The organism is Streptomyces sp. NPDC085927, from assembly GCF_044540975.1.
GTDB classification, from domain to species: domain Bacteria; phylum Actinomycetota; class Actinomycetes; order Streptomycetales; family Streptomycetaceae; genus Streptomyces; species Streptomyces hirsutus.
The window spans coordinates 112,640-129,362 of record NZ_JBITSN010000018.1; the positions used below are offsets into that span (position 1 = coordinate 112,640).

Below are 16,723 nucleotides of genomic sequence, written 5' to 3' on the forward strand. Positions count from 1 at the left end.
GCCCACACGCGCGCGTACCTCCCCGGTCAGCTCCCGCTGATAGTCGGCGTACGCGGCCCGCAGCGCGTCAGGCGTTGTCACGTTGGCTGACCGGCCTGGGATGATCTTGGAGTTGGTCGTGCCGGGGAGGGGGTCGTTCGTGTCGTCCGCGCCGCCGTCGTACAAGGGCCACCGGTACCCGGTGGAGATCATCTCCCACTGCGGGTGGCTGTACTTCCGGTTCCCGCTCAGTTTCCGTGAGGTGGAGGAGCTGATGCTCCAGCGTGGTGTGATCGTCTCGTATGAGACGGTGCGCCGGTGGTGTCTGAAGTTCGGCCAGGCCTACGCGAACGGATTGCGCCGCCGTCGGCCGCGGCCCGGGGACACGTGGCACCTGGACGAGGTCTTCATCAAGATCAACGGAGAGCGGAAGTATCTGTGACGGGCCGTCGACGCCGACGGCAACGTGCTCGACATCCTGGTCCAGAACCGCCGGGACACGGCCGCGGCCCGGCGCTTCTTCCGCACACTGCTCAAGAAGACCTGCTTGGTGCCGCGGATGGTCGTCACCGACAAGCTGCGCTCCTACGGCGCGGCCCACCGCGAGGTTCTGCCCTCCGTCGAGCACCGCTGTCACAAGGTCCTGAACAACCGGGCGGAGAACAGCCACCAGCCCACCCGGCAGCGCGAACGCGCGATGAAAGGCTTCCGCTCCGTCGGCGGGGCCCAGCAGTTCCTGGCCGCGTTCAGCGGCATCTCACCCCGCTTCCGCCCTCACCGCCACCTGATGACCGCCTCCGACCACCGTGCCGAGATGACCGTCCGCTTCGCGATCTGGGACCAGATCACCGGCGCTGCCGGCCGGTCCACCACGGCCTGACCCCAGGCCCGAAGCGCAAGCCCACCACGCCCCGACCCGCCATCAGACACTCACACACCCAACAACGTGACAGCGCCGTCACGAGGCATCATCAAGGGTTCACTTGCGTTCGCCCGTCCGGCCTTCCCCTCGCCTGTTGCACCCCGATGGCCGGGACGCTCTTGGGCTTGACCGCTCCGCTTCACATCCCGCCGTTACCAGCGACGCATGGGAGCGCGGGGACGGGCCCCGGACACTGGCCCGAAGTTCAGCCGATCGATACCTCCTTCACGTGGCTGGACTTACTTACGTGGAGCGACTTCGTGCCGCACACTGGGCGCTTCAGTTGGCGGGCTTCGCCAACTGAAGCGCCCAGCGCGGAGCGTGTCCGTTACCGTCTCGGTCCTGCTGCGGCGTACAGCACGGTGCCGGTCGCCAGCAGGACCCACGCGGTCGCGGCGGACGCCGTCGTAGCGGGGGAAATGATCATCCAGTTGCTCACCTCTCCCGCGATGCCGGGCGGAACCGGGACGAGGAGGGTGAACGCGAGCCAGCCGATCGGCAGGGTCCATGCGAACTGTGCCCCGCAGAGCACCGCCCCGAGCGCGGCCAGGCCGGCCAAGCCCGCGCTGTCGCGGACGACGAGCGCGGCCGGGGCGAGCTTGGCTCCCGCCGCCTGGACCGCCAGCAGCGCCGCCCCGGCGACCGCGCCGGCCAGCAGCACGTGCGCCGCCCGCCGGGGCATCCACCGGATCGCGGCCGTCCGATCCAGCGCGGCGTCCTGCCCACCGAGCCCGACGGAAGCGGCCGCCACGTTCGCGGTCAGGATCAGGACCGCGGTCCCCAGGCTCATCGGGCCCGCGCCGTCCTGGTTGAAGGTCCACGCCGCCAGCGCGACGAGCGCGACCGCTGCGGCCGAGGTGGGCACCTGTCGTGAACGGGCGTACAGGATCAGCCACCTCATTGCGACGCCTTCCCCGCCAACACCTCGGTGTACCCCGTGCAGGAGAGGGCGGCGGCACGCACCTCGGCCATCCGCGAGCGTTGCTCGGCCGGTGACAGCGCCATCAGCCGCTGCCAGACGATGTCGGCGTCCGCCTGTGTACGCTGCGAGTACGCGTAGCGGTCCGGCCTCTGCAGCGGTTTGAACCGCTGATCGCCCAGGGCCCAGCTCGCGGCGATGCTCTGTGCGGGGATGTCGACCTGCCCCCCGCCCTCCCAGGGGGTGCGCGCTGCGCAGTGCGGTACCAGGCCCTCGGCGACCAGGAGGCGGGTCAGTTCCGCCCCCGTCGCATGGGCGATCAGCGGGTCGCCGAAGTCGACCAGCACCGCGTCGCCGGAGAGTCGGCGGTCGTCGCCGAGCGCGCGCAGTTGGGTGTCCTCCCGCACCGAGTTAGGTGCCTTGTCGCCCAAGGCGTCGTGCAGCACGCGCAGCGCGTCCTTGCCGCGCGACGCGAGTTCGGGCAGGTGTGAGCGGTTTGCCTGCGTCACGCACACCGGCCCGTCGCAGACCAGGGCGGCGGCGGCCTTGTCGATGACGTAGGTGTCGCGCGGAGTGGCCGGGAGGATCAGCAGGGCCAGGGCCGCGCCGGCCAGGACGGGGGCCACCGCGAGCAGTCGGGCCCGGAGGGTCGCGGCCGACAGCAGTGCGAAACCGGTGGCGAGCAGGCCGAGCAGCCAGAGCGTCTGGCCGAGGTGCACGGAACCGGACAGGGTCAGCAGCATCTCCCGCGGCTCCGCAGTCGCCGGGAACAGCAGAGCGAGCCGGTTCGGCGCGACGCTCGACGGCAGTGCCTCGTCATTGCTCGGCCGCAGGGAGAGGGTCGTCAGCAAGAGGAACACTGTCAGGGCCGGCGGGGTGAGCGCAGAAGGCACGGCCCGCGCGAGGCCCATGCCGAACACGGCCCCCGCGACGAGGGACAGCGCCGCCACCAGCGAGATCGGCAGCCAGCCGAGACTCGTGTAGGCGGTGGCGCCGAGGGCCACCTGGACTCCGCCCACGAGGACCAGGAGGCCGAAGCCGGACGCCAGCACGAGTGCCGTTGCGCCGGCCGGCAGCGCCGTACGGCGCCAGGCCGGCAGCGGCGTGGTCGTCAGCAGTTCGGCCATCCGCGAGCGGGAGTCGCGCAGCCCGTACACCGCCCCCAGGCCCACCACGAGCGGCCACCAGAAGCTCAGCAGGTACCGGGTCCACAGGGCCATGGAGGTCCACTGGGCCGTCCATCCCGCGTCACCCTGCCACCAGATCCCGTCGATCAGCAGGAGGACCGCCAGGCTGCCTGCCAGGACGACGGCGCCGGGCCACGGGGCGATGGAGCGCTTCAGCTCGATGCGCAGGACACGTGCGTTCACCAGGTGCCTCCCGGCTGCTCGAAGCCCTGGAGCAGCGCCGAGTAGCCGCGCTCCAGGGGGCTGCCGCCCGGGTGTTCGGGGCCGCCCGCCGCGGCCAGGTCGTCCGGCGTTCCCTGGAAGACGAGGCGGCCGTCGGCGATGAGCACCACGTCGGAGCAGGCGGCCGCGACGTCCTCGACCAGATGGGTGGAGACGACCACACACGTGTCGCGGCCCAGTTCCTGCAAAAGCTCGCGGAAGCGCAACCGCTGCGCCGGGTCCAGGCCGACTGTCGGCTCGTCCAACAGCAGCACCGCGGGATCGTTGACGATGGCCTGAGCGATGCCGGCCCGCCGCACCATGCCGCCGGACAGGGTCTTCATCCGATGGTCGGCGCGGTCCGCCAGGCCCACCCGTTCCACGGCCCGCTGGACGGCCGCGGGGACGGCTGCCTTCGGAACCTCCTTCAACCAGGCCATGTACTCGACGAACTCACGCACTGTGAAGCGTTTGTAGTAGCCGAAATCCTGCGGCAGGTAGCCGATCCGGCGGCGCAGGGCCCGGTAGTCAGCCATCGCGCCCGCGCAGGTGCCGAGCATCTCCAGTTCGCCCTCGGTGGGGCGCAGCACGGTGGCCAGCGTCCGGATCAGGGTGGTCTTTCCCGCTCCGTTGGGTCCCAGGAGGCCGTGGGTGCCGATGCCCAGGCAGAGGTCGAGTCCGTCGACGGCCATCTTCTTGCGTCCGACGCGTACTCTCAGGCCGCTGGCCCGGATCTCCCAGGCGTAGGTTTTCGGCGCGGTGTCGGCCACGTCTGTGGTGGGCATGGTGCGGTGGTCCCCCTCGAAGGTCGACGATGGTTTCACAGCGTTGAGTACGCGTTTCTGCGGGCGATCACGGCGCCGATGCCGAGCGCGAGGAGCAGCCCCCACACGGGCAGTTGGTCGGGCTGGAAAACGATTCGCAGGGCAAGGGGGGCGTGGCCGGTGACCCACGTGGGCGCCACGACGACGACGCCCCACGTGACCGCCAGCCCGGTGGCGGCGCGGGTCACGCCGACCAGGCTGCCCAGCGCCAGGGCGGTGGAGGTGAAGGCCAGGGAGGGCAGCAGCCACTGCGCGGCCGTCATGGTTCCGGTCAGCCAGCCCTCCACCAGGAGCCCGGGCAGGACCACCACGAGAACCGCCGTGGTGCGCCTGAGGAGCAGGGGCAGGCCGGCTCGGGCGGTCGAGGCCGTCAGTTCGTACGCCGGGTCCAGGCCGCGCGACCACGATGCGGCGACACCACACAGCGGCAGCACGGGTGCGATCGCCAGCACGGGAGAGATGTCGCCGAAGAACGTAGGCGGCGCGAGCGAGTCCAGCAGCAGCGCCATCAGGGTAACCACGACGGTCATGGCCAGCCACGGGGCCATGGCCGGCGTCAGCCAGGCCGACAGCCACCTCGGGCGGTGTCGCCGCGAGGGTGTCCTGACGGCCGCGTCCAGCTGCGGTTCCAGACCGGCCCGGACGGTGTCGAGGAGCGTGGCGATGCCGGGCACCTCGGTGGCCACGGAGGCCGCCAGACGACTCCGGCACATCGCGCACGTCTCCAGATGGGCCTCCAACGCCCACACCGCGTCCACGGCCATCTCCGTATCACCACGTGCGTAGTCGTCGAGCAGCCGCATCGACGCGTGTTCCCCGCTCATGCCAGCGCCTCCCGCATCGCGATCCGGGCCCGGCGGGCGCGGGTCTTGACCGTGCCTTCGGGCAGTCTGAGCAGGACGGCGGTCTCCCGCACGGAGAACCCGTCCAGCACCATGGCCTGCAGGACCTCTCGAAGTTCCGGCGCCAGTCGCCGAAGAGCGTCACCGACGTCCCCGTCGACGGTCCCGGCCAGTGCCTCGTCCTCCGCCGCGGGCACCACCGCCCGCTCGGCGGCGGCGACCGGCGGCTCGGCATGGTGGGCACGGCGCCGGAACGCGTCGACGAGGCGGCGCGCCGCGATCGTCCACAACCATCCGACGGCCGTCCCGCCAACCGCGCTCCCGGCGAACGCGCCGGCCGCGCGCCACACCGCCAGATAGGTCTCCTGCATGACCTCGGCGACGATCTGCTCGTCCGCGCAGCGGCGGCGCAACCGCACAGCCAGCCACGGCGACGTGCGCCGGTACAACTCATCGAACGCCCCGCGGTCACCTCTGGCCACCAGCCGGACGAGGCGCTCCTCGTCCAGCTCGTCCAGTGCTCTCACACGTGATCTCACACCAGCCAGACGCCCGATGGTGCGCACAGGTTCTACGTCTGACGTGGTTTACGTCACAGTGTCACGCGTGCATGTCCTGGCTCGCCGGCTGCCGCCGTCTCCACCGTCGCTACGAGCGCAGGGCCGACCACTTCCTGGCCTTCACCAGCATCGCCTGCACCCTCATCTGCTACCGCAGGCTCTCCAAATGAGATGACGTCTAAGAGTTCCGGCTGACTTTTTTTGCGAGGTCGTGGGGCGGCGATGGTCACGGCGAGTAGGAGCTGGGCTGCGGGACGTGCTGCCAGCACCGGCTGGGTGTGCAGTTCAGGGTGTCAGGCTGAAGGGGAGTGGGTGTTCGTTGGCAGCAAACGGAAGACCTTGCAGGCGTCTGCTTGGAGTTCTTGCAGGCGTTGGTAGTATTCGGTTTTCGTCCATTGGGCCAGTTTGGTGAGGTCGCGGGTCATTCCTACTTTGCTGTGCACGTAGTGCTGGGTGCACTTCGTCTGGAAGGTTTTGTTTCCGGCGTCGGAGTTCTCCCGAGGACCGAAGAAGGTCAGGTTTCCCAGCCGGTTGAGGAGCTCACGCAGGTCGGGCTGAACTTCTCCTGGGAGGGGGCTTTGTGGGTAGATGTGCTCGATGGTCACCTGCTGAAGATCGAACACCGCCATCATGTCGGGCCGTGGTCTGCCCTTGGCGCCCTGGTCGAGCCACCCGCGGTGATCTTCCAGGGTGGTGAGGAACTCGCGGAGGTTTGCTTTCTGGGCGCTTCCACGGTCGTAGCGAAGGTGGTTGTCGATGCTTACTTTAAAATGCTGATCAGTTGCTGATTTGTCGAGGAGCTGCTGAAGCTTGCCTCGAAGGTCGTTCCATTTCACTTCGTCGCCGCGCCCCGCGGTTTTTCGTACGTTTTTGGCTTCGGCGTAGTAGATCGTCTGAGCAGGGCTTGCGTGGCCCCCGCATACGTTCTTGTAGCGGAAGGCAAAGATCTCGAGCATGAACACGAGCTCTGCGAACTTCTTCTCCGTGGTGGAGTGCGCTGCAGCCAGCAGGAGGGGGAGGGCGAGCTCATGCTTGAGTGTGCGGACGAGGCGGCCGAGGCGGTCCTTCTGCCATGCCGATGCTTCGGGGGTGAATCCTGGTACGACGGCGCTGTCGAAGGGCCACTCGCCCGCCGCAATTTTCAAGTACGTATCTTTCTCTTTGGAGAAGGAAGCGATTTGCTGGACAACCTCGGCGGGGGCCAGCGGCGAATCCTTTGGAAAGTACTCATCGCAAAGTTTTTGAAAGAGCGGTGTTCCCGCCCGGGTTCCTGTGGTGGACGGGTAGTACGCCTTGAAGAACGAGCTGACCTTGGCACTGGGGGTGCTTAGCATCTCGTCCCACGTTTTGGCGGCAACGCGCTGTTCGTGTGGGTGTCCTTCAAGGAGCTCGAGCGTGTAGCTGCGGAGCAGGTCGGCGTCTTCGAGGGAGCGGCCTCGGTCGTTGAGGACGCTGAAGAGCTGATAGGCCCGTTCTCGGTCAAGGCAGACGATCTGGATGACGTGGGACTGGACCGTCAGGGCATGGCGCAGGCGGTCGAGGGCCGCGACTTGTTCCATTGTCGAGTTGGCGGCGTCGACGATAGGCTTGATCAGGTTTGTCTGCAGTGACTTCTGTGCAGCCAACAAAAGTTCGTGGCTTTCCCTGGAGGCGGTGACGTTCCGGCCTTCAAGGAGGTCCTGAAAAATTTTGTCGTCTGCGGTGGAGAGGGAGAGACGGGGCCGCTTTTCAACGCGTCCTTCCGTCACGTTGAAGTGTTTCCAGTAGATGAAGCGGCTCCGCATGTCCTCGCAGAGGATGTTGGCGGAATTGGCGGCCCGGTCGTCACCCGCCCGTCGCGCCTTGTCGGAAATTTCTTGGGCGGCTGCTGCGATCTCTGACAGGGTCAGCACAAAAGTGGTGAGGCGCTGTTGCCCGTCGACGATCTGGTACTTGTGAGGCCGCGACTGAGAGTGGTCTGTGTGCTCGATACATACGAAGCCGCCGAAGAAGTGACCGCGTTGGGAGTTGGTGTCGTCCAGGAGGTCTTTGACGTCGTCGATAAAGGCTGCCGTCTGATCGTCCCATGCGTAGGCCCGCTGGTAGACGGGGACCCAGAAGGGGTGATGCTCTTCCAGGAGGGCCCCCATGCCCACGCTTCGGGGGGAGACGGATGCGGCACCGAACGTCATGAGACCTCTTTTGAGTGACGAGGGAACCGACACCTCTCACCCACCTCGAACCCGGTGGCCGAGTAACGTCCCCCACGCGTATGTGACTGCCGGTCAGGTTAGTGGAAGGTGGTCAGGGCTGACCACTTGGATGAGGGACCTCGCTGGCGCGGTCGTTGGGTCGTCGGGTGAGAACCGGCGATGAGGGGCAAACGGCTCCTCGCGGCGCAGGCCGGGCGTGCGGCGGCGGCACTCCGGTGCGGGCGGGGTCGGCGCTCTGGGGCGAAAGGCCATGCCCCCTGAGCTGGGATGGACGCGTCACGCGGGATCTTGTGCTGGCCGACACCGCGCTCCCGTCGAGCACGCCTGATACTAGAAGGACTCTGAATGTCTCGGGTGCCCTTGCGGGACAACGCCATTGCCGGCGAGCGTCTTGGAAGGCGCGAGACTCTGTTGCATGCGCCAGCGGTTTCTGCTGTGCGTTCACTGGTTGCGTGAGCGTGCCGGTCGTGTGTCTTCTACTCTGCTGCTGTTGGTCGTTGACTGAGCGCGGGTGCGTGGTGGAGCGGGTGTGGCGAAGTGATCGTCGGCGGACGGCGATCGGCCGGGTGGCGTTGTCGGTGCCGGCGCGTCAGGCGCTGGCGGATCGGCAGCTGACGCCGGAGCGGACGGTGTTGGACTACGGCTGTGGCCGTGGTGATGACGTGCAGGCGCTGGAGCGGCTGGAGTGCCGGGTTGCGGGCTGGGATCCGTACTACCGGTCGGATACACGTCTTGAGGTCAGTGATGTGGTGTTGCTGACGTATGTGCTCAATGTGATCGAGGATCCTGCGGAGCGCCGCCAGACTCTTTTAAGGGCGTGGGAGTTGACGTCGACGTTGCTGGTGGTTTCGGCCCGTCTGACGTGGGAGAAGTCGAAGGTCCGCGGGGAGGAGTTCGGGGACGGACTGCTCACAAGCCGGCAGACGTTTCAGCATCTTTTCGCTGCCGGGGAACTGCGCCGGTATGTGGAGGAGGTGACCGGAGCCAGGGTGGTGGTAGCGGCGCCGGGTGTTGTCTATGCGTTCCGGGATGACAGTGCCCGCCTTGGCTATCTGGCCCACCGGGTGGTGCCGGATGCCGAATGGCTGGCGTCCCAGGACACTGCCTCGGCGATCAGCGCCCTGGTGGACTTCGTGGAGCGTCGTGGCAGACCGCCCCGGATTGAGGAAATGCCGCGGAAGGTTGCGGAGTTGCTGGCCCATCTGAAGCCAGCGGAGTTGCGGCGGCTGGTGCGCGATGGGGCGGACGCAGGGCGCGTCGAGGCCGGGGGGCGGCAGTCGACGCTGAACACCCTGCTGTATCTGGCTGTGGAGCTGTTCAATGGCCGGGGGCCCTTTGGGAGTCTGCCGGTGGGTTTGCAGCAAGACGTGCGCACCTTCTTCGCGTCCTATAGGGAGGCATGCCGACGGGCCGACCGGCTGCTGCTCAAGCTGCGCGACGATCAGTATGTGCGCAGCGCTATGAACGGTTCGGCAGCTGGCAAGGTGACGCCGACGGCGTTGTATGTGCATCGCCGGGCTTTGGAGCGGATTCCCACGGTGTTGCGGCTGTACGAGCACTGCGCGTCGGTTGCTGCGGGACGGCCCGGGCAGTGGACGGTGGTGAAGCTAAGGCATGACGGACGGGCGGTGTCGTGGCTGGATTACCCGGATTTTGACCGCGATCCGCATCCGAGGATCGAGTCTTCTTACGTGGTGGACCTGCACACGCTGGAGGCGTCGCATCTGTCGTACGCGCAGTCGTCCAATCGGCCGTTGCTGCACCGCAAGCACGAGTTTTTGACGGCGGATGACCCGGATGCTGCCCGTTATCGGCGGCTGACCGAGGCAGAGGTGCGGGCAGGGCTGTATCAGAGCCCGCACCTGATCGGGACGGAGAAAGGTTGGGAAGCTGAGCTCGTCAGGTGTGGGCGTCAGCTGCGGGGACATCGCCTGGTGCGGCGCACCGATCATCTCTAGCGCAGGTCAGGTCTGGCGGGGCTGCATGGAGGCGATGGTCTGGGCGATCGGTGCCGGGTCGAAGTCCTGGGCTTGGGAGGGGAACCAGGACAGGCGCAGGCCGTTTGCTGCCACATCGTCATCGAGCCCCATGGCCTGTAGGACGTGGCTGGGGGTGTAGGAGGCGCTGGTGCACGCCGAGCCGGTGGCGATCGCGACGTGGTCCTTGAGACGGACGATCAGCGCTTCGGCGTTGAGCTGATCGAAGCTGACGTTCAGAATGTGGGGGACGCTGTGCTCGGGGTCTCCGTTGATACGAAAGCGTGTGGTGCCCAGCGCGTTGAGGATCTGCTGGCGCAGGGCCCGCGCCTCGCGCTCCCAGCGATCGTGGTTTTCGCGAAACGTCTTCGCTGCTTCGTACAGGCCCATGATCAAAGGAACGGCTAGGGTCCCGGGGCGCAGCTTGCGCTCCTGGCCACCGCCGAACATGATCGGTTCCAGCGGCACCTTGTCCCATCCCCGGCGCCGGGTGACCAGAGCACCGACGCCCTTGGGCGCCCCGATTTTGTGACCACTGATGCTAATCAGATCGATCGGAGTGGTCAGGTCGGCGGGAACCTTGCCGTAGCCCTGCGCGGCGTCGACATGTAGGTACGTGGGCGTAGCGCGCAGCTTCTCGGCGAGCTCGGCCACCGGCTGGATCACGCCCGTCTCGTTGTTGACGTGCATCAGCGACACGGCGAGCGTGTCGGGGCGCAGCCGCTCCAGCACCGCTTGAGTGCTGACGCGACCGGAAGGGCCGGGCTCCAGAAAGTCGACATCGAAGCCGCGCTCGTCACGCAGGTGCGTCAGCGGTTCGATGACGGCCTTGTGCTCGATGGCCGAGGTGATGATGTGCTTGCGGCCGGACTTTTCCCCGTGAGGCGCCAGCCCCAGCAGCGCAATGTTGTTGGACTCGGTGGCCCCGCTGGTGAAGATCACTTCTTCGGTCTTGGCGCCGACGGTGTCGGCGATGAAGGAACGGGCTTGCTGCACTGCCTTCTTGGCGCGTGCCCCGTACTCGTGGGTGCGGCTGCCGGCATTGCCGAAATCTTCGGTCATCCAGTGCAGGACCACCTCGGCGACCCGCGGCTCCACTCGCGTCGTCGCCGCCACATCCAGATACGCCACCACAGCGATCACCCGCCTCAGAGCCATCCCACTACACTGCGTACGTCAAGCGCTTAACGTACATGCTCGCGCGCACGTTGCGCGAAGTGTCTGTCGAGGGAGCCAACCGCCGGAGCAGCGGATCTCTTCCTGTGCAGCACGGCAGAACGATGTGGACCGCGTCCGCGTGCCGTGCGTATGGCCCCCGGTACGTCATCCGCTGGACCGCGTACGTCGACACAGGAGGGGGCGTACGTTTTGTTGATGACGTACGTGCGCTAGAGTTCCGGTGTGCAGACTGAAGCAGCGAGCAAGGCTGCGGGGCGGGCTGTCTCGCGAGCGTCAACAGGCTTTGAATACACTTTTCCTGCTATCCGCGGGGTGCAGGCGGGACGGGAGTTTTATGCCTCGATGTGCCCCCTGCGGCTCATCCCGAAGATCTTCCTCTTCGATGAAGATGATCTTTCGGCGGAGCTCAGGGCCCAGCGTGTCTTGAACAAGGGGCGCCTGCCCGCGCTGGCCAGATACATCCTGGACAACCCCGACGACTACGTCTTCAGCGCCCTGACCGCCTCCGTGGACGGAGACATGGCCTTCGAGAGCCAGGGAGACGGGGGCACCGCCCACCGCGCCGGCCAGCTGCGCATCCCGATGGACGCCCGTTTCCTGATCAACGACGGCCAGCACCGCCGCGCCGCCATCGAGCTCGCCCTGAAGGAAAACCCCGACTTGGGCGACGAGACGATCGCGGTTGTCTTCTTCCACGACGCCGGGCTTGCCCGATCCCAGCAGATGTTCGCCGACCTCAACCGGCACGCGGTACGCCCAGCTCGCTCCATCGGCGTCCTGTACGACCACCGGGACAGCAATTCCCAGATCACCCGCGCCCTCACCGAACGTTCTGCTGTCTTCAAGGGCTTCGTCGAGATGGAGAAGAGCAACCTCTCTGCTCGCTCGCGCAAACTGTTTACCTTGAGTGCGCTGTACTTCGGAAACCAGTCGCTTCTTCAGGGACTGGATCTGCAGCAGGAAGAAGCTACCGACCTGACCCAAACGTTCTGGGAGACCATCGACGCCATGCTCCCCGAGTGGGAGATGGTGCGCACGCGAGAGCTGTCTGCTCAGGAGATGCGCCGGGATTTCATCCACAGTCACGGCATCGCTCTGCATGCGCTGGGGCGGATCGGCAACTCCATCCTGCGGCAGACCACCCCCGACGCGACGTGGCAGCAGCGCATCGCGCCGTTGAAGAGCGTGGACTGGACCCGGGCGAACACCGCATGGGAGGGGCGCGCCATCGTCGGCGGCCGCGTCTCCAAGAGCCATCAGAACGTCACCCTTACCGTTAATTACTTGCGTCAGCATCTGGGCCTGGAACTGAGCCCGGAAGAGCAGCGCGTGGAAGACGCATATCTGCGAGGCGATGCATGAGCACCATCCCCCTAGACCTCGGCCTCACCCCGGTACGGCGCAAGCCGTTCAACGGGCAGTCGTTGGACGAGGTCACCGCGCAACTGACGGCCGAAATCCGGGAGCTGTACACCGCCGACCAGGTGCCCTGGGTCATCGGCTACAGCGGAGGCAAGGACTCCACCGCCGTCCTGCAGCTGGTGTGGATGGCGCTGAGGGACTTGCCGGCGGAGCAGCGCACCAAGACCGTCCATGTCATCAGCACGGACACGTTGGTGGAGAACCCGGTCGTGGCGGCCTGGGTGTCGATGTCGCTGGACACCATGCAGAAGGCAGCTGACGCACAGGAGTTGCCGATCGAGCCGCACCGCCTGACGCCGGAGATCAAGGACACCTTCTGGGTCAATCTGATCGGCCGCGGCTACCCCGCCCCGCGACCGAAGTTCCGCTGGTGCACCGAACGGTTGAAGATCAAGCCGTCGAACGCCTTCATCCGCAGCGTGGTGGCGGCGCACGGCGAAGCAATCATGGTCCTGGGCATCCGCAAGGCGGAAAGCCAAGCCCGTGCCCGCGCCATGGAAAAGCATGAGAAGCGACGCGTGCGCGATCGCCTCTCACCCAACGCGAACCTTCCCAACTCCCTCGTCTACAGCCCCGTTGAGGACTGGACCAACGACGACGTGTGGGAATTCTTGATGCAGATGCCCAACCCCTGGGGCTACAACAACCAGGATCTGCTCACCATGTACCAGGGCGCCTCCGGCGACGGAGAGTGCCCGCTGGTCGTCGACTCCACCACCCCCTCCTGCGGCTCCAGCCGGTTCGGCTGCTGGACCTGCACCCTCGTCGAGCAGGACAAGTCCATGTCCGCAATGATCCAAAACGACGAGGAGAAGGAGTGGATGCTCCCGCTCCTGGACCTGCGCAACAAGCTAGATGCACCGTTTGGCCACTACGAAGAGGGCGATCCCGACCTCCCGCCCGGCCGCAAAGCCCCCTTCCCGCGCCCGGACAAGCCAGCCCGTGACTTTCGGCGCATGAACGGCTCGGTGATGCTGTTCAAGGACGACGCCATCCACGGCCCCTACCTGCAGGCCTACCGTGAAGAGTGGCTGAGGGAGTTGCTGGGCGCGCAAACCTGGATCCGCGCCCACGCCCCGGAACACGTCAAGAACATCGAACTGATCACGCTGGACGAGCTGCACGAGATCCGACGCACCTGGGTGTTCGACAAGCACGAGGTCGAAGACAGCCTGCCGCGCATCTACGAGGAGACGACAGGGGAGCCCTTCCCCGGCGGCCCGCTCGATGAGCAGCTCGTCATGGGCTCCGACGAGATGGAAGTCCTCAAAGAGGTCTGCGACGGCGACGGCCTGCACTACGACATGGTGCGCGAACTCCTCGCCGTCGAACGCAAATACCGCACCATGGCCCGCCGCTCCGGCCTGTTTCAGGCACTGGAACAAGCCGTCCAAAAGGGCTACTACGACAACCATGAAGATGCGGTGGAGTTCGCCGCCCGCAAGAAAAAGTGGCGTGACGACATCGCCGAGAACCTGACCTTCGACGACGAAAACGAACTCGATGCTCCTGCGTAAGATCACCCTCGAAGAATTCGGGGCCTACCGCGGAAAGCAGTCGCTCGACCTCACCCCCAAGAAGAACAAACCGATCATCTTGATCGGCGGACTGAACGGGTGCGGCAAGACGACTCTGCTCGACGCCATCCAACTCGTGCTCTACGGCAACCGCGCCCGCTGCAGCGGCCGCGGCACCAAGGCGTACGAGACCTACCTGCGCGAGAGCATCAACCGCAAAGCAGACCCCGCGCGCGGCTCCTCCATCACCCTCGAGTTCACCGTCTTGACCGGTGGGCATGAGCACCACTACCGCGTGGTCCGCAGCTGGCACATCAGCGGCAAAACCCTCAAGGAATTCCTCAACGTCTACGTTGATGAATCTTACGGAGAGCGTGCCAAGCTGGGCCGAACCGTGCGGCCCGAAGGCGACTACAACAGGCTGCTGAGCGAAGGCTGGGCCGACCACATCGAGTCTTTGCTCCCGCTGGAGATCGCCTCCCTGGCGTTCTTCGACGGTGAGAAGATCGAATCACTTGCCGACCCTGAGCGGGCAGCCTCCGTCATCGAGTCCGCTGTGCACTCCCTGCTCGGCGTCAGCACGGTCCAACAGCTGCGCAACGACCTCCTCGCCCTCCAGCGGCGCCAGAAGCTGTCCGACGAGGAACAGCACCTCCTGGACAACATCCGCGCCCAGGAAACCGAACGTGATGCGGTGCTGGAGGCGTACGACGTCGCCCACCAAGAGCTGGGCCACTCCCGCAGTGAGCTGGGCAAAGCCCAGCGCACGCTGGAAAGTGTGGAAAGGGCCTTCGCGAAGGAAGGCGGCAACCTGTTCGCCCGCCGCGTGGAGCTGGAAAACGACAAAGAGCAGGTTCTGGCCCAACTGGCCCAGCTGCGCGCCGAGCTGATTCAGCTGGCCGCCGGCCCTCTTCCACTGCTGCTGGCCGCCCCGCTCCTCAGTGACCTGCGCGAGCAGGCAGCCAGAGAACAGCAAGCCCAGCAATCGGCCCACGTGCTCGAGGTTCTCGCGCAACGCGACACCTGGCTGCTCGACCTGCTCCCCGCCGCCCAACGCACCGATGTTGTGGCCCAGTTGGAAGCAGACCGCACACAGCGCGCCAAGTCCACCGAACTCGCCGTCAACCTTCAGCTCCCCCACGACGCCACGGCCCAGCTCGCTGTCCTCGACGAACTCCTTGAACGGGACACGGCCCGCGGCGACCACCTGCTGAAGACGGTGGCCGATTTGACCGCGCAGCTCGACCAGCTCGACCGTCAGCTCGCCGGCGTCCCCGCCCAACACAAGGTCGAGGCGCTGCAGCAATCCCGAGAAGAGCAGATCCTCGAGGTTGCCCGCGCCCAGGCCGCATGCGATCGCGCCGCCGCCCAGCTGGAAGAACTCAAACGCCGTCGCGAATACGTCACCACACTGCTCGAGCGGGCCCACAAAGAGTTCGTGCGGACCAAGGTCAAAGCAGAAGAAGTCGAACGGGTCATCAAATACTCTGAAAAAGCCCGTGACACCCTGGAACGCTTCGGCACCGCCCTCCTGCAGCGCCACATCAGCCGGCTGGAAGTAGCCGTTCTGCAAAGCTTCAAGATCCTCATGCGCAAGCAGAGCCTGGTCCACGACCTGCGCATCGACACCGGCAAGTTCACCCTCACCCTTGCCGACGCCGACGGCGAGGGCATCGACCCCGCACGCCTGAGCGCCGGCGAACGCCAACTGCTGGCCGTCTCCCTCCTGTGGGGATTGATGAGAGTGGCCGGCAACCGGCTGCCCAGCGTCATCGACACCCCACTGGGTCGGCTCGACAGCCGCCACCGCGAGCACCTCGTCGACCGCTACTTCCCCCACGCCAGCAACCAGGTCCTCCTGCTGTCCACCGACGAAGAGATCGACGAATACCTGCTGGGCCGCCTGAAGAAGTCCATCGCCCACACCTACACACTGGTGCACGACGACACGGAATTCACCACCAGCGTCATCGAGGGCTACTGGTGGAATGAGGGAGTCCAGCATGCCGGTTGACAACGTCCGTCTCTCCCAGCCGGCCAAAGACCGGCTGATCTACCTCAAACGCACCACCGGCATCACCCAGTGGAACGTACTGTGCCGCTGGGCCCTGCTGCTGTCGCTGAAGGACCCTTCCACCCCGCTGGTGAAGGACATCGTCACCGATTCCAACGTCGAAATGAACTGGAAGACCTTTGCCGGGCAGCACGGCGACATCTATCTCGCCCTGCTGAAGCAACGCTGCGTAGCCATCGGTGAGCAGCCCACCGATGAGAACATCGCCCGCCTGCTCACCGTGCACCTGCACCGCGGCATCGGCTACCTGGGAGCCGACAAGAACATGGCCACCATCGAAGGCATGGTCAACACCGTCGTCCGCGCCTGACCCGAACCTGTACCTGCGACGGGGCCCCGCCCCGTCGCAGGTACAGGCATGCAGCACACCAGCGAACGGGACACGGTCAAACGTGCTGCCCGGCACGCACTCGCCCCGCCGCACAGATAATCTCCACGCAGATCCATGGGTCGCGCTTACGGCCTTCCACCACCGGGTGGCATGCCCGTTTCCGAAGATGCCAGGTCGAACGGGCCCTCTCCCACAACTGATACGCCAAACCAGCCGGCAGATGCTGGGCCGGCCACACCGGGTCGCAGACCTGCACTGGTGGCGGCACACGAAGAAGCGGTGAGGGTGGCAGCTCAACCGCTTTCGCGCCGGCAACAGACCGACTCCGCCATACCGGCCGGTCAAACGTTCCCCACCGGCACTCGTGCCCTGTTCCTGCCCTGCGCGGGCTGTCGGGAAGAGAAAACGCCCGCCAGATGTCCTGGGGCGGCCCGCCCGTCGGCGAGTCCCGCCCAGGCACGATGACGCGCTCCGAAGCAGCCCACGTGATCCATCGCCCCGCCTATAGTCCGGTCGCCGCCTGACGCTTGTCTGCTCACAGCCCCACAGGTCGGCTGCCACGCCGCAATGAGGAAGAGGCTCGTGGCGTTGCTTACCG

12 protein-coding genes and 2 pseudogenes are annotated in these 16,723 nt (G+C 66.3%); 7 read left to right on the forward strand and 7 right to left on the reverse strand.

Annotated elements, in window-relative coordinates; genetic code table 11:
* Nucleotides 1–100: 100 nt before the first annotated feature.
* Nucleotides 101–859 (forward strand): annotated as a pseudogene (locus ACIF80_RS32890) (IS6 family transposase).
* 370 nt (nt 860–1,229) lie between these two features.
* Here the strand turns inward: ACIF80_RS32890 and ACIF80_RS32895 are convergent.
* Genes ACIF80_RS32895 through ACIF80_RS32915 form a run of 5 tightly spaced genes read right to left on the reverse strand, consistent with a single transcriptional unit; the run spans nt 1,230 to nt 5,401 of the window.
* On the reverse strand, nt 1,230–1,802 hold the full coding sequence (locus tag ACIF80_RS32895) for a hypothetical protein (protein WP_399811410.1): 573 nt from the start codon (nt 1,800–1,802) through the stop codon (nt 1,230–1,232).
* Nucleotides 1,799–3,190 carry a hypothetical protein gene (locus tag ACIF80_RS32900; RefSeq protein ID WP_399811413.1) on the reverse strand — a complete coding sequence of 464 codons (1,392 nt, stop codon included), beginning with the start codon at nt 3,188–3,190 and terminating at the stop codon, nt 1,799–1,801. The genes ACIF80_RS32895 and ACIF80_RS32900 overlap by 4 nt, the downstream gene beginning before the upstream one ends.
* Nucleotides 3,187–3,993 (reverse strand): ABC transporter ATP-binding protein, encoded by an 807-nt coding sequence (locus ACIF80_RS32905; protein WP_399811416.1) that lies wholly within the window; start codon nt 3,991–3,993, stop codon nt 3,187–3,189. Before ACIF80_RS32905 ends, ACIF80_RS32900 begins: the two co-directional genes overlap by 4 nt.
* Nucleotides 3,994–4,028: 35 nt before the next feature.
* The gene (locus ACIF80_RS32910; protein WP_399811419.1) at nt 4,029–4,856 is read right to left on the reverse strand and encodes a zf-HC2 domain-containing protein; all 828 of its coding nucleotides are present in this window, start codon (nt 4,854–4,856) and stop codon (nt 4,029–4,031) included.
* Entirely contained in the window at nt 4,853–5,401 is a 549-nt protein-coding gene (locus ACIF80_RS32915; protein WP_206188808.1) for an RNA polymerase sigma factor, read from the reverse strand. Before ACIF80_RS32915 ends, ACIF80_RS32910 begins: the two co-directional genes overlap by 4 nt.
* A gap of 83 nt (nt 5,402–5,484) precedes the next feature.
* Here ACIF80_RS32915 and ACIF80_RS32920 point away from each other — a divergent pair.
* Nucleotides 5,485–5,604, forward strand: a pseudogene (locus tag ACIF80_RS32920) (IS5/IS1182 family transposase); the annotation flags it as partial.
* 123 nt (nt 5,605–5,727) lie between these two features.
* Here the strand turns inward: ACIF80_RS32920 and ACIF80_RS32925 are convergent.
* On the reverse strand, nt 5,728–7,605 hold the full coding sequence (locus tag ACIF80_RS32925; protein WP_399811423.1) for a DUF262 domain-containing protein: 1,878 nt from the start codon (nt 7,603–7,605) through the stop codon (nt 5,728–5,730).
* Between the two features lie 536 nt (nt 7,606–8,141).
* Here ACIF80_RS32925 and ACIF80_RS32930 point away from each other — a divergent pair.
* Nucleotides 8,142–9,584 (forward strand): DNA phosphorothioation-associated putative methyltransferase, encoded by a 1,443-nt coding sequence (locus tag ACIF80_RS32930; protein WP_399811426.1) that lies wholly within the window; start codon nt 8,142–8,144, stop codon nt 9,582–9,584.
* Nucleotides 9,585–9,590: 6 nt separating this feature from the next.
* On the opposite strand, the gene dndA is transcribed toward ACIF80_RS32930, so the two are convergent.
* Nucleotides 9,591–10,760: a cysteine desulfurase DndA gene (dndA, locus tag ACIF80_RS32935; protein ID WP_399811428.1), complete on the reverse strand. Its 1,170-nt coding sequence runs from the start codon at nt 10,758–10,760 to the stop codon at nt 9,591–9,593.
* Between the two features lie 243 nt (nt 10,761–11,003).
* Between dndA and dndB the strand changes: the two genes are divergently transcribed.
* The 4 genes from dndB to dndE are packed head-to-tail and all read left to right on the forward strand — an operon-like array spanning nt 11,004 to nt 16,104.
* Nucleotides 11,004–12,143 carry a DNA sulfur modification protein DndB gene (dndB, locus tag ACIF80_RS32940; RefSeq protein ID WP_399811430.1) on the forward strand — a complete coding sequence of 380 codons (1,140 nt, stop codon included), beginning with the start codon at nt 11,004–11,006 and terminating at the stop codon, nt 12,141–12,143.
* Nucleotides 12,140–13,720, forward strand: coding sequence for a DNA phosphorothioation system sulfurtransferase DndC (gene dndC, locus ACIF80_RS32945; protein ID WP_399811432.1), 1,581 nt, complete (start codon nt 12,140–12,142; stop codon nt 13,718–13,720). The genes dndB and dndC overlap by 4 nt, the downstream gene beginning before the upstream one ends.
* Complete coding sequence (gene dndD, locus ACIF80_RS32950; RefSeq protein ID WP_399811435.1) at nt 13,707–15,734, forward strand: DNA sulfur modification protein DndD; 2,028 nt, start codon at nt 13,707–13,709, stop codon at nt 15,732–15,734. Before dndC ends, dndD begins: the two co-directional genes overlap by 14 nt.
* Nucleotides 15,724–16,104, forward strand: coding sequence for a DNA sulfur modification protein DndE (dndE, locus tag ACIF80_RS32955; RefSeq protein WP_399811438.1), 381 nt, complete (start codon nt 15,724–15,726; stop codon nt 16,102–16,104). Before dndD ends, dndE begins: the two co-directional genes overlap by 11 nt.
* The last annotated feature ends 619 nt before the right edge of the window (nt 16,105–16,723 follow it).